Genomic DNA, 14,195 nt, shown 5'->3' with positions numbered 1-14,195 from the left:
TCAGCATGATATTGCAAATGGTATGAAATATGCCGAAGCATACACACCTTGCCCGAACGGGACGGAAGCGGAGGAAGATAGATGAAGCGAATATTTACCTTGTGGCTATGCATTGCAGTTATAGGGATGTTGACAGTTACGGCAGAACCCGCATGGGCTACTCAGACTGTTGACGGACAGCCTTATCATTTTGGGTTCAAAAAAAGTAAGGGAGGGGAGCTGCCTTCCATCGCACAAGAAGGCTTTATGCAACTAATCGAAAGACAAGGTGGCATCTTTCTGGGGGATACGACTAAAAAAGAACTATTTCTCACTTTCGACAACGGCTATGAGAATGGGTATACTCCCAAAGTGCTGGATGTATTGAAGGCCAAAAAGGTTCCCGCCGCCTTTTTTGTGACAGGGCATTTTGTAAAAGACCAGCCTGATTTGATGCGACGCATGGCCAGTGAGGGTCATATTATCGGAAACCATTCATGGAGCCATCCTGATATGAGCACCATTTCTTCGACAGAGATCCGGTCTGAACTAGATCGGGTACGAAATGCATCGGCAGAGCTAACCGGGCAAAAAGAAATGAAATACGTCCGGCCGCCTCGCGGCATTTTTAGTGAAAAAGCATTGGCTTCCTGTCGAGAAGCCGGATATACGAGCGTGTTCTGGTCTGTGGCTTACAAGGATTGGGACACAAATATACAGCAAGGAACGGACTATGCCTATCGTCAAGTCATTGGTCAGCTCCACCCTGGTGCGGTCATTCTGCTCCACTCCGTATCCAAGGACAATGCCGAGGCGCTTGGTTCCATCATCGACGAGGCTCGCAAGCAAGGGTATGAATTTAAAAGTCTAGACGACCTTAAGGTGAAGCATTATCACTAAATAGTAACTGAATTCAATGAGTCGATACGTTATCAGCCCGATCCACAACTGCCCATGGCAGCCAGTGTGAGTCGGGTTTTTTAGTTTACGACCAAGGAAGGTAATGGATATAACGATATGGATGGGCTGGCTGCCTTCGCGACTGAATCGATCCCTAATGAGGGGGAAAATCAAGAAGACCGGATTATCGCCAAAATACGTGAGTTGGCTGAAACAGTTACCATTTAGCCAAACGCCAAGGAAGGGAAGGTCTCTCTATGAGCCTTCCCTTCCTTTTACCATTCTAAAGATAGTAACGCCTATTGCATGGTTAGCTTATACACCCTGGCTTCATAAGGGCGCAGCTTCAAGGCATGCAGTTGTTCCCCTTGAACCGGCTTGTAGTTGGACAGCAGCAGCTCCGCCTTAGCGACAGGAAAGTCCTCCTCGGGCCAGTGGTACACCGGATCACGGTCAAAGAAATTCAAAATGACCAGCAAACGCTCTTCTCCCAGCATACGAGTGAATACATACAGCTCCGTATCCAGCGGCAACAGCAGCTTGTATTCGCCATAGACTATGACCTCATGTTGTTTACGCAGAGCAATCAACTTGCGATAATAGTGGAAAATCGAGTCTGGATTACTTCTTTCTGCCTCTGCATTAATGTGTGTGTAGTTATCGTTAATCTTCATCCACGGCTCTCCATCGGTAAATCCGGCTGAGGGTCCAGCATTCCATTGCATGGGAGTACGCGCATTATCCCGACTTTTCCGCCAGATCTCTGCCATAATCTGTTCCTCAGACTCACCGATCTTCCGTTGTTGCTCATAATAATTCAACGTTTCCACATCCCGGTAATCATCAATGGACGGGAATGCAATATTCGTCATCCCAATTTCCTCACCCTGATAAATATAAGGCGTACCCTCTAGCATGTGTGTGAAGGTTGCCAGCATTTTGGCCGACTCCACACGATATTGTCCATCATTCGCAAATCGCGAGAGGGCCCGCGGCTGATCATGATTGTTCAGATAATTGGCATTCCATCCTTCCTCATGAAGCACTGTCTGCCAGCTGCTCATTATTTTTTTCAGCTCCACCAGTGTCCACGGCTTGGATTTCCATTTTTCTGTCCCCAGCCCTTGGGCATCAATAAACATGTGTTCAAACTGGAAAACCATATTCAGCTCATGCCGCTGGTCCCCTACATAATCAAGCGCCTGTTCCGGTCCTAAACCAGACGTTTCGCCAACTGTCATTAAGGGATAACGTTCCAGTAATTTTTCATTCAGCATCCGTAGAAGCACATGTACCTGTTCTAGATTGGAAAAGAGCTGATAGGCACGTACCAAGGTTCGTTTGTCAGGATTATCAGCATCCGGCAGCCTTTCGGCTTTGACAATATGGGCAATGGCGTCAAAACGGAAGCCATCAACTCCCTTTTTCAGCCACCATTCCACCATGCGGTAGAGCTCGCCCACCATCTCTTCATTTTCCCAGTTCAGATCCGGCTGATGCTCGGAATACAGATGCATGTAATATTCGTCTGTAAGCTTGTCATATTTCCACACTGAACCGGAAAAATACGATTCCCAGTTGTTCGGATATCCGCCATTTTTGCCTGTTCGCCATATGTAGTAGTCCCGCTTCGGATTATCCTTGGACGAACGTGACTCCGTAAACCACGGATGCTCATCCGATGTATGGTTTAATACCAAATCCATCATGATTTTGATGCCTCGTTCATGCGCCTGGTGAAGCAGTTCGTCAAAATCCTCCATTGTTCCAAACTCATCCATAATGGCATAATAATCACTAATATCATATCCGTTATCGTGATTGGGCGATTTATATACCGGACAAATCCAGATTACATCAATACCCAGCTCACACAAATAATCCAGCCTGGACAAAATACCTCGTAAGTCCCCTTTACCGTCTCCGTCAGAATCCTGAAAACTGATCGGGTAAATCTGATATACAACGGCTTCCTTCCACCATATTTTTCTAGGCATGTTTCCCTCCTGTAGCTTCTCTGTACATCCAATAGCTTATGCTCTTAACATACACGCAATACCTGTCTGCGAATCGTTGGTGAAGGGGAACAAGAGTCTTGTAAGCTTGCTTCCGCGCATTAGCAGAGCCGCTATAACCTACGGAGATTTATTTTAAAAAAATATTTTGCAAAACAGGTTGTAAAAGTGGACCTGGCGTTACCTATATTTATGAACTGACCATATACATGTACTCAAAGCGGTGCCACTTTTGAATAAAAGGAGGAATTGACATGAACCATCGACCCAAGGAGCCAAAGGATCTGATTGTGGAAACTGCTGTGATCCCGCCCAACATCCATGTGGACGTGGAGTCAGCCACTGAGGGGGGAACCCGCCGCCTGATGCTTAGCGATAATCCGGAGACGCTTACCCATGTGACGGTACCTACCGAGCAAGCCACCCTGTGGCATGACGTGGTACGCACGACAACCCGAACGGTCAAACATCGCATTTTCGGGTGGCATTATAACAAAATCGGCAGCGCTGTTAAACTGGGCATCACCGTAGAGAACAGAAGCGCTTCTAAACTAGAAGTACGTCATATTGAACGTGCCCTTAAGATTGTGCCTGAGGACGGCAACTGGATTATAGATGTCGGGCAGTCTATTGCCAAAAGCTGTTTGGCGGGTACGATGGAACGTCTGAAGCCAGCAGACCATCATAAATTCGGAAAAGGCACTGCCCTGCTGGAGGAATTTGAGTTACCTGAAGGATCGCTGGCCGGATTCATCTATGACCTCACAGTAGAATTTGCTGAAGGCCATGGTACGCTGGATTATGTGATTCGCACCGTGATCAGCAAGGATACGCAGACCGATCTGCGTCAGATTCATATGGATGCGCTTCCTCCCGTACCTCCACCCCAGGCGCATCCACGAGGGGTGTGGTCCTTTTCCGAAACGAATGCGCGGATGCCAGAGTACGTGGTGGGGCAGAGCGCCAACTATCGGGCGTGTGCCACCAAAAAGCTGAACGGCGAGACTCCTGCCGATCTGCTATTTACCGGGGCACGCAGCGAGCTGGTGCCTGCGCTAGATAATCGCGGACAATTCGGAACAATATACAACGCGACCATTCCCATCGTTAATGACAGTGACGAGGTACGTATCGTACGAATCTACGCCAATCCACGTGGGGGCGCGTTCGCCGGATCTGTACGTGTGGATGATTGTGTATATGGTATTCCTCTGCTACGAGATAATACCAAGGTATGCCGATTGGCTGATATCAGCGTCCCTCCCGGCAGATCCAGCTATAATCTGAGCTTCATGGTCGCCGGCAGTGCAACTACGCCGCTAGGTCTGTATGTCATTACACTATAGCTGTGCTCACGATGACTGGATGAGCGAACGTGGAGCCAAAATTTTCACAGGATATGGTCTGCTCAATAGTAAATGGAGCTGTCCCAAAGCTGGTTTTAAATTTTATTGGACAGTCACGCTTCGTCATTAGTATAAAAAAAAACGCGAGTGCAGGGGTTATTCCCCCTATAGCTCGCGCTTTTTGGTTCATGCTCACCCATTTGAGCAGGTTATGGCCAAGCGAAGGCACGTAGTCCTCTCCGCCGCCATACCCGGCATGGCGATGACCATACCCGGTTACCCGGTTTGGGTCAGAATAAATACCGCTCTATTTGAACCGCTGGATCTGCCTCGAAGGCATAATGGTCAACTCTGGAATATTGACATGCTCCGGCTGCTCTAATGCATAAAGGGCAGCTTCTGCAACATCATCGGGATGCAGCGGCAAAACGCTCGAAGCAAACGCTCGAATTTCCTGCTCGGGATATCCGGCCACCTGCGAAAATTCCGTCGCCACCGCCCCGGGGTGAATCGCAGTTACACGAATTCCTTGCGTACTAGTCTCCAAACGCAATGCAGAGGCTATAGCGCTAACGCCGTACTTGGTAGCGCTGTATAGTCCTCCTCCGGCAACCACTTCCTTCGCTGCAATAGAGGAGACAATGACAACATCCCCCTTGGCCTGTTCCCTCATTGGCTGAAGTCCGTACTTCAGTGTCAGAACAAGACCGTGCACATTCGTCTTGTAAAGCTCCTCCCACCTTTCCAGTTCCACTTCTGCCAGTGGGCTTCGATACCCGAAGCCAGCATTGGCAACGATAATGTCAAGCCGTCCCCAGCGTTCAAGAATGGCGTGGACCGCCTGCTGTACGTCTTCAGCTTTTTGAATATCGGCAGGTATTGCCATGACCTCGTACAATTCCTCTTGGTGCAAGTCACGAACCAATTCATCCAATCGTTCCTGACGGCGTGCCAATACAGCTACATACGCGCCTCGCTTTGCCAGTTTTTTTGCAATCGATGCCCCAATGCCGCTGCTTGCGCCTGTTACCAAAGCTACTTTCCCGGCCAGGCTTTCCTTCGCTTTCCAGGATAATCTCAACTCATCCAATATCATGTTATACCCTCCCCAAGCTTATTTGTTTAAAAGCACGCGATGAACACCCTGGCTGCCTCCAGGAGCTGTACCTATATATAAATATCCGTCATGGTTTACAGCCGTGGTTACCCCATAAAGCGAGCCTTCAGGATCATGCCAGCTTCCGATCAGTTTACCCTGCGGATTAAGCTCCACAGCAAGCCCATGCTTCACAGGTGCGCTTGCACCGCTGAGCAGCGATTGAGGCAATTTGGCCATCATTCCAGCCAGCCACGGGCTTCCATGCATCTGATCTACAAAGGGAATACGTGTTGTGAAGAGACCGACCCAGAAATGGCCTTGATCATCACGCGTAATGTTATCCGGAAAACCGGCAAGATTATCCACAAAAATATCCGAAGTCCCCTTCTTCGGCCCTTTGAGCCAGTATCGGGTCAATTGGTAGTGATACGACTCTGCCACAAGCACAAAATCTTCGTCCGCAGACAAGGCAACCCCGTTCGCAAAATAAAGGCCTTCCAACAGAACTGTCGTCTGCTTGGTCACCGGATCATATTTCAGCAAACGTCCATGTGGCTTGTTCTCGGCGATTTCTTTGAAGACTACACTGCCATAATTGGAGGTGTCAGAAAAATAAATGGTACCATCTTTAGCAATATCCAGCTCGTTGGCCAAATAGATCGGTGTGCCGTCGACTTGATTGGCCAACACCGTCACGTTTCCGGAAGGATTTACCGACAGCAACCCCTTCTTAACATCCGTAACGATCAGATTTCCACTTGCGTCAAACATAAGTCCATTGGGCGTTCCTTGGGTATCTGCATATAGCTGAGCCTTTTGCGGATTACCCTTAGTATCAAAGGCAACCTTATAAATTTTCCCGTCGGAGTCTCCCGTATATAAATTTCCTTCCTTGTCAAAGGTGATAAATTCCGGAAACTTAGGGGCATCTGTAACAAGCTCTGCGGAGCTGAGTTTGTTGTTTTGTTGCCATGGACCCGCTTGTTCAAAAGAGGGGGCCGAAGGTGCAAACCATTTTGCAGACTGGACAGGGGAAGGGATGAGCATAAAAATAACCACTCCCAGAAGGACTACCGTCAGCAGCGATACTCCGGTTCTGCGTACCCATTTACGCGGTTTCTTATTCTTTCTTCCTTGAGAATCTTTGACAGATAAATCAGCTTTACTGGGCATTAGATTGCCTCCTATGTGATGTGAATAATATTTCAGCATTTGCATAATTCGATTCCCCACGCTCGAAAGTACAATATATAGACGAACTAAACCGTTTCGATCTATATATTGCTGATTTGAAATCGCTCTTGGGATTTATGCAAAATGCTCATTTATATTTGAACGACGATTTTACCGAAATACTGTTTTCCTTCAGCCAAAAGTGCAAAGGCTTCGTCGATTCGGCTGAGCGGGAATACCCGGTCAATGACAGGATGTAAACGATGGCGGGAAATGGCACGATTCATATTTTCGAAATGTTCCCGGTTACCGACTTGGCTGCCGCGAATCGTCGCAGCCTTCTGCAAAATGCTGGTGACATCGAACTCAGGAATAGTCAAGCCCGATAAGAAGCCGACCATGTTCACAGTCCCTCCGGTACGAAGTGCATTGATGGATTGCGCCATTGTTGCCGCCCCCCCTACATCCAGGACATGGTCGACTCCGCCGTCTGTCAGCTCCAGAGCCACTTTATCCCACTCAGGCACTTCCGAATAGTTGATTGTCTTCCATGCGCCGAGATCCTTTGCCCGTTCCAGCTTGTCATTGCTACTCGATGTGATAATTACCCTTGCTCCCGCCATCAGAGAGAATTGAAGCCCAAAGATGGAAACACCGCCTGTTCCTTGCAAGAGCACCGTATCCCCCGCTCGCAGCCCGCCGGATTCCATCAGCATGCTCCATGCGGTTAATGCTGCAATCGGCAAGGTGGAAGCCTCCTCCCAAGAAAGGTGATCCGGAATGGCGACGACCCCTTCTTCATGCAGAACGATATATTCAGACGCCACTCCACTGAGCGGGCCTCCCAGACTGTCCTTTAAGACCTCTGCTCTCGTGCTCCCGCCAATGAATTTCTGTTGTAAATTTGCCGCTACCCTTTGTCCAATCTGAAATTTTGTCACCCCTTCGCCCACAGCTACAATTTCACCCGCTCCATCAGATAACGGAATGAAGGGAAATTGAATGCCGATTGGCATTACTCCGTTAATGATTACCAAATCCCGGTAATTCAGAGACGCTGCCCTTATGCGGATCAGAACTTCCAACCGTCCTGGCACCGGTATGTCAAGTTCCGTCAAGGTTAACTCTTCAAAGCCAAAACCATTTTTCAGTTGCACTGCTTTCATTTTGGTTATCCTCCCTGTAATGTTAAACTTTTTACCTAGTATGGATACATCGTATCACGAAAGAAACACTGTTTCCTATGTAATACACTGTATCCAATTGTCTTCAAAACGTCAATCTTTACTTTAAAAATAAAAATGGTCGTAAACTGTTCCAGGCTTTTAACGTTCCTTACCAAGTAAAATTCGAGACTGGGTGGCTTCGCTTGTACAGAACTTGCTCAGATGGGCAAGCATGACCAAAAAACGCGAGTTGCAAAGGGTGAGATAACCTTTGCAACTCGCGTTTTTTTACGTTAATGGTGATATAAGCACTGTCCAATAGAATTGGAATTTGCTTATGCCACAGCCTTATTTAAGCTCCAACTTTTATAAACTACGTCTACTTAAATTTGTTCCTGACTTATATTACGCTACTAAGCATGAAATTGGAGGGCGGACCAAGCTCCGGCTTGCCAAACAAATAACCCTGAGCCAGTGATACACCTGCTTCACAACAAAATTCAAAATCCTCCATCTGCTCTACGCCTTCAGCCAACACTTGGCCTCCAAAAAGAAAAGCCGATTCTACAATCCCTGTAATTTGCCGCTTCTGATCAATGTTACTATGACAGCCGTCAATTATACTGCGGTCAATTTTAACATAATCCGGCTGAAGGCAATTCATAAGCTCTGTTGTAGAATAACCTGCCCCCACATCGTCCAGGGCTACCGAAACTCCTCGATTGCGATATTGATCAAAGATATGATGCAAAAAATTAAGGTCGTCTATCTCTTCCGTTTCTACGACCTCAAATACAAAATCCTTCGTATTCATGGATAACCGATCAATCGTCTCAAAGGTGTGATTCAAGCAATAAGCCGGATTATAAATGCTCGAAGGGAGAAAGTTAATAAAACGTTTAATTCCCGCCGGAAGGCATGTTTCACTTTTTTCAATAGCGGAAATACGAGCCGAGCGATCCAGATGAGCATGCAAACCAGCTTCACGGGCGATCTCAAACAGTTGGAAAGGCTGAAAAGGTCTCTGCGCATGTGACGGACGCAGTAAAAACTCAAACCCGATAATATCCAGCTTATGGTCAACAATAGGTTGCATATGGCTGGAAAAACTTTGATCCTTAATGATATTCACGATATCCGGATGTTGCAGTCTGGCTTGCAATTGACTAAATAAAAGCCACTCCTCATATCCTTCGACATGGTGCAGGCCGGTCACCACAACTTGCATATGGTTCAAGTATTCCTGCGGCAGACGAGCCAGTTTGTTAACCAGCTGTTCCAGCTCCGAGCGGCTATCATAACGAAACTCTATGCCACCCTCACGCTCATGTTCCTGCTTCATTTGTTCCGATAGCTTACCCAAACCATCTAATGCTGGAGTAAGCGACACCCTGGAATGCCTAATTCTGAGCAATCCTTGATCCTTAATAGGTAATATGATGCTGCAATTACTGCATGTCATAATGGTCCTCCTCGGAACAATTTTCCGGTTTTTTCACCATTATATCACAAATAACTAGAACAAAAGTACTATATAACTACGTGTTTTTACAAAAAACTAGCTTATTCTTAACGACAACTTAGGACTTAAGTATATATTCGACAAAAACAGAAAACTTTTTGTACTCATGATAAATTCGGGTGCTGTTGTTTTTGGCATCAAAAAAAGCAGCAAATCTCTTGGTTAAAGAGACTTGCTGCTTCATTCTGATATTGATTGAAAACTAAAGCTCGAAGTTATTTGGACGCCTTTGGCTTCGTTGTTTTAGCTGGTTTAACAGTCGCGGGTTTGGTCGTTTTAACAGCTGGCTTTGCTGTTGCTTTCGCGGGAGCCACAGCTTCCTTTACAGGAGTCGTTGCTGCACTAGGCTTAGCGCCAGCTTTTAAGCTGTATTTGGCAAAGCCGTCTGCCGCGCTGCTCAAGAATGAAATTTGTTGATTTCCTGCCAACACGTCTTTGGCATCAGGAGAGGACTCGAAAGTAACCTTTGCCTGACCAAAAGGAGCAATAGACCAGTTGCCATCCGCCGATGGATTAATCGTTCCGTTCGTACGGATATAGTCAACAATGACCTGGCGACTTTCATCCGGTGCTGCCATCACAATTCGTTTGCCATCTGGGTTGGCCAGTTTGGATGAGGAAGCACGATAGTTATTGGTGGCTACGATAAATTTCTGCGCAGGATCAATAGCTTTTCCATTGTATTGCAGATCCTTGATACGATGAGCTGAAGAATCAATAATAGTTCCCTTGGCATCATATCGTGCAGGCTGAGTTACATCAATCTGGTAATTCACACCGTCAATGACATCAAAATTGTAGGTTGGGAAATCTTTGTTGATCAGCGATTGCTCCTCAGTTTGCTTTGGATCAATGCGGTTGAACTGACCTGCAGACCACTCCAGCCATTCCTGAATTTCAGCACCGGTCACTTCTACAGCATGAACCGTGTTCGGATACACATACAGGTCGGATACGTTTTTAATCGCTACCGTACCTTCAGGAATATTGGTGTAATACTCGGCTCCGTTTCGACCGCCGGCCTTGAATGGAGCGCCTGCCGACAATATCGGAAGTTTTTCGTATTCAGTTCCTTTAAGATGGTTTTGAACATACCATTTCTGTGCATTCGTCACGCTTTGAATGGAAGGGTCGTCCTGCACTAATGCAAAATAGCTGGTAATCGATGCAGTCGTTGTTCCAACAGGTTGACGAATATAATCCAGCGTTCCTTTATGCTCTTCCTTGATCGAATCTGTCAGTTTGTAGTCAGGAGTAAACTGCACAGCCTGGTTTGTGGTACTCACAACCGGACGCACTTCAGACTGAGAATTCGTTACGTGCCACTCATCTTTTTTCTTTTCCAGGCTCAGGTCAATAATTCCCAGATCCTTGCCCCATGAAGAAGCTTCCACGGCCGGCACGCCATTAATGGTTCCCTTATCCAGATCTACGCCGCTCATTTCTTTAAAATCAGGGCCAGGGAAAGATTTATGAGCATGCCCAAACAGAATAGCGTTAATTCCGTCCACCTGGCTTAAATATTTAACGGCATTCTCCATCATTGGCGTTTGTGGCACATCCTCATAACCCGTATGCGCAAGCACGACAATAATGTCAGCACCTTCTGTTTTCATTTGAGGAATAAACTTTTTCGCCGTTTCTACAATATCCTTCGTAACGACCTTATCCTTTAAATTGGCTGCATCCCACTGCATAATTTGAGGTGTGACCAGGCCGATGACACCCACTCTGAGCGCATGCTCTTCACCTTTCTCATCCGTTACCGTTTTATCAAGAATTTGATAAGGGGTAAAATAATTTTTAGTAGCTTGCCCCCCCTTATCAACATAAACATTCGCATTTACGTAAGGGAAATCGGCTCCCTTGAGCGATTTTTCCAGAAAATCGAGACCATAGTTGAATTCGTGGTTGCCCACTGTCGCCGCATCATAGCCCATCAAATTCATCATCTTGTAGACCGGATGGACACCGCCTTCTTTCTCAAAGGTTTTGTTGCGGGCCATATAATCGCCTAATGGGTTGCCCTGCAGCAAATCACCGTTATCGAACAGCATACTGTTTCTTGTTTCACTACGTGCCTTCTGGATCAAACTAGCTGTACTAACCAAGCCATATTCGTTGGTTTCTTTGTCCGAATAGTAATCATAGTTCATCAGCGACGCATGAATATCCGTTGTTTCCATGATCCGCAAATTCACTGTAGCGCTATCGCGAGAATTGCTAGCTGCCCAGGTTGGAGCGGCTGAACACACCAGCATGCTACAAGCTACAACGGTTGCTGTAAACCCTTTAAACCAATTTTTACGAAATAACAAAATATACCCCTCCTCATTAAGGTGTATGCCTCATATACATACTTTTGCACATATATGTAAGCCTTGAACCCACCATTTCTATTTTAATCCAACGCCAGACAAAAGAGTAGTCATTCACTTAAATTATTTATGAAAAAATAATTAATTCTCTCAAAAATAAAAAACCAGCAAACCTCCTAAAAAACTCGGAGATTCACTGGTTTATCCATTTATATTCTCATTATTTATTCCACACTTGGCGCTCCGTTTGCTGACCCACATACTCAATGCGAGTCGGATTCACGTCCAGAATGACATAATCGGGATCATCCGGTCCGGAAAACCATTCCTTCAAGGAATCGTTCCACACTTGTTTGCGTAGCCCCTCATCAGCTGTAATCTGGACAGTAGCCTCCACTTCTACGACTTCCTTTGTACCGCCAACTTCATAACCCAGCAGCAGATAAGCATTCGGATTATCCTTTAGCTCATCCACTTTATGCGTTTTGCGATCTGTCGCCAGATGAATGTTCATTCCATCGTTAAAAAGGGCCATATAGCGTACTTTCGGTTTGCCACCCTCTACCGTACCTAACGAGCAAAATTTGTTGTTATCCAAAGCCTTCACAATGGCTTGTTCTAGTTGGCTACGATCCAATGTTTCCGTTTTACCCACAGTACAACAACTCCTTTTCACGAATTAGAATTCTTTACGGCCATGCCATTGGGCACCAGCCCATCTGAACCTACCTGCGCAGCTGTTCTGAAAATAACATGACCCGATCAGATCGGATTGATGCATGCTCATTTTCAGATCAAAGCTCACAGTAAAAGTGTACCCTGTCGTTCGGCAAATGAACCGTCATCTCTTCCTCCATGCTGGACAGACCCGCATTCAAGGCATATAATCGTCGTAGTAAACCCGAATAAATGAACCCATTAAACCATACAATGCCAGGGGTGCTGGAATCGGCCGGCTGAGAGTGTGTCCCAAGACACTGACCCTTACAACCTGATCTGGGTAATGCCAGCGTAGGAATGCTTAAGCAAGATGTGCCTTTTTACATAGGACCATCCCTTACTTTGGTATATACAAGCGCAAGCGTCCCGGAAACTCGGGGCGCTTTTTTTGTTGAAGATTAAGTTGTTGGAAAGATCGCGTCCGGCAGATGTTATTTTTATGAAAATGGGGAACATAAGCTGTCTGATTGGATGGATAACGGGTAATTAAAGGAGAGAACACAACGATGAAGCGCATGAAAATATTAAGCCTGGGACTGATCAGTCTGTGGCTCATGGCCCTGACCCTGACCGCTTGCGGTGGAAGTCCCTCCACATCCCAAGAAGCGGCTCCCGCTACCAACACTCAAACGTCTACTCCGGCAAAGGAGCTCAAAGATGTTAAAGTCGTGCTCGACTGGACACCCAATACGAATCATACGGGACTCTATGTTGCCAAGGACAAAGGATTTTACGAAAAAGCAGGTCTGAATGTCCAAATTATTCAACCTGGTTCAGGCGGAGCCGATCAAATGGTTGCCTCTAATGCTGCACCTTTTGGTATCAGCTACCAAGAAGGCGTCACACAGGCTCGTACGCAAGGCGTGCCGCTTGTATCCATCGCTGCGGTGATTCAGCATAATACCTCAGGCTTCGCAGCCCCGGTAGATCGCGGAATTAAGAGCCCGAAAGATTTTGAAGGTAAAAAATACGGCGGTTGGGGCTCTCCCGTAGAAGAAGCGGTCATGAAATCCATCATGGATTCAGACAAAGGCGATGTGAGCAAAGTGAAGATCGTCAACATGGGCAATGCAGACTATTTTACAGCCGTGAAGCGGGATATCGACTTTGCCTGGATTTTCTACGCATGGACCGGAATCGAAGCCCAGCTTCGAGGTGAGCCATTGGATATGCTGTATGTAAAAGATTATTCCAAAAGCCTCGATTACTATACACCTGTAATTGTGAGCAACGAACAGACAATAAAAAATGATCCAGAACTGGTCAAAGCGTTCATGGACGCTACCGCACAAGGCTATGAATACACTATCGCCCATCCAGAAGAAGCCGCGGACATCTTAAGCAAAGCTGTACCGGAGCTGGATAAAAAACTGGTACTTGCCAGCCAAAAATGGCTGAGCCCGCGTTATCAGGACGATGCCGCGCAATGGGGTGTGCAAAAAGCGGAGGTATGGCAAAACTATTCGGACTGGATGTACGAACGCAAGCTGCTCAGCAAGCCTTTGGAAGTGGATAAAGCCTTCACAAACGACTTCTTGCCCAAGCGCTGATCATTTGTTAAAACGCTAAATAAGACTGAACTAGAGAAGTGAACGAAGTGCCACTACGCAGCCGGATGGTGCTTCCCATCGCTGTTGTACCTAGATTTCTTTTATGAATATCCAGAGGTTGAAATCTGGGTACAATGGCGAACGCTAACGCTTGTACAGCACCATTCCGCCCACTTCGTTCTTTTGCTTGTTTTGCTTTTATAAAAATGCTACAACCTAGCTTTAAAAATAAGGTGCTTTTTAAGGCGGTTGGCAGCGTAGCGGTTCATTTGAATCTGGAGAAGCGCAGCGTTCGCCCTTGCCGTTGGATTCTTACCTTTTAAAATTTATTCAAAGAATCCCACGGCAACAGCGATCGTAAGATCAAATGAAACGCGAAGCGGTCTCCCCGCCTTAAACCACCCTAT

At 46.6% G+C, this 14,195-nt stretch carries 10 protein-coding genes and 1 riboswitch; of the genes, 3 read left to right on the top strand and 7 right to left on the bottom strand.

Annotated features, from left to right (window positions below; translation table 11 throughout):
- The first annotated feature begins 81 nt into the window (after positions 1–81).
- Positions 82–879, top strand: a complete 798-nt coding sequence (gene pdaA / locus NLX74_RS12495) for a delta-lactam-biosynthetic de-N-acetylase (RefSeq protein WP_254328913.1) — start codon at positions 82–84, stop codon at positions 877–879.
- Between the two features lie 299 nt (positions 880–1,178).
- Here the strand turns inward: pdaA and NLX74_RS12490 are convergent, their stop codons facing one another.
- Positions 1,179–2,876, bottom strand: coding sequence for a glycoside hydrolase family 13 protein (locus NLX74_RS12490; protein WP_254328912.1), 1,698 nt, complete (start codon positions 2,874–2,876; stop codon positions 1,179–1,181).
- Positions 2,877–3,148: 272 nt separating this feature from the next.
- Here NLX74_RS12490 and NLX74_RS12485 point away from each other — a divergent pair, with 272 nt between their 5' ends.
- On the top strand, positions 3,149–4,240 hold the full coding sequence (locus NLX74_RS12485) for a hypothetical protein (protein ID WP_254328911.1): 1,092 nt from the start codon (positions 3,149–3,151) through the stop codon (positions 4,238–4,240).
- 307 nt (positions 4,241–4,547) lie between these two features.
- Here the strand turns inward: NLX74_RS12485 and NLX74_RS12480 are convergent, their stop codons facing one another.
- The 6 genes from NLX74_RS12480 to NLX74_RS12455 form a co-directional block, all read right to left on the bottom strand.
- The gene (locus tag NLX74_RS12480; protein ID WP_254328910.1) at positions 4,548–5,336 is read right to left on the bottom strand and encodes an SDR family oxidoreductase; all 789 of its coding nucleotides are present in this window, start codon (positions 5,334–5,336) and stop codon (positions 4,548–4,550) included.
- 18 nt (positions 5,337–5,354) lie between these two features.
- Positions 5,355–6,512, bottom strand: coding sequence for an SMP-30/gluconolactonase/LRE family protein (locus NLX74_RS12475; RefSeq protein WP_254328909.1), 1,158 nt, complete (start codon positions 6,510–6,512; stop codon positions 5,355–5,357).
- A 152-nt stretch (positions 6,513–6,664) separates the two neighbouring features.
- A complete protein-coding gene (locus tag NLX74_RS12470) occupies positions 6,665–7,678 on the bottom strand; it encodes a zinc-dependent alcohol dehydrogenase family protein (RefSeq protein WP_254328908.1) in 1,014 nt (337 codons plus the stop codon).
- Between the two features lie 400 nt (positions 7,679–8,078).
- Entirely contained in the window at positions 8,079–9,140 is a 1,062-nt protein-coding gene (locus NLX74_RS12465; protein ID WP_254328907.1) for an EAL domain-containing protein, read from the bottom strand.
- Between the two features lie 275 nt (positions 9,141–9,415).
- On the bottom strand, positions 9,416–11,518 hold the full coding sequence (locus NLX74_RS12460) for a bifunctional 2',3'-cyclic-nucleotide 2'-phosphodiesterase/3'-nucleotidase (RefSeq protein WP_254328906.1): 2,103 nt from the start codon (positions 11,516–11,518) through the stop codon (positions 9,416–9,418).
- Positions 11,519–11,738: 220 nt separating this feature from the next.
- Positions 11,739–12,173 (bottom strand): pyridoxamine 5'-phosphate oxidase family protein, encoded by a 435-nt coding sequence (locus tag NLX74_RS12455; RefSeq protein ID WP_061831133.1) that lies wholly within the window; start codon positions 12,171–12,173, stop codon positions 11,739–11,741.
- 270 nt (positions 12,174–12,443) lie between these two features.
- A riboswitch (TPP riboswitch) is annotated at positions 12,444–12,553 on the top strand.
- Positions 12,554–12,744: 191 nt separating this feature from the next.
- Here NLX74_RS12455 and NLX74_RS12450 point away from each other — a divergent pair.
- Positions 12,745–13,788 carry an ABC transporter substrate-binding protein gene (locus tag NLX74_RS12450; RefSeq protein WP_254328905.1) on the top strand — a complete coding sequence of 348 codons (1,044 nt, stop codon included), beginning with the start codon at positions 12,745–12,747 and terminating at the stop codon, positions 13,786–13,788.
- Positions 13,789–14,195: the final 407 nt, after the last annotated feature.

The sequence above is a fragment of the Paenibacillus sp. MZ03-122A genome, from assembly GCF_024213325.1.
Lineage (GTDB): Bacteria > Bacillota > Bacilli > Paenibacillales > Paenibacillaceae > Paenibacillus > Paenibacillus polymyxa_B.
This window is presented reverse-complemented; position numbering and strand designations above follow the sequence as displayed.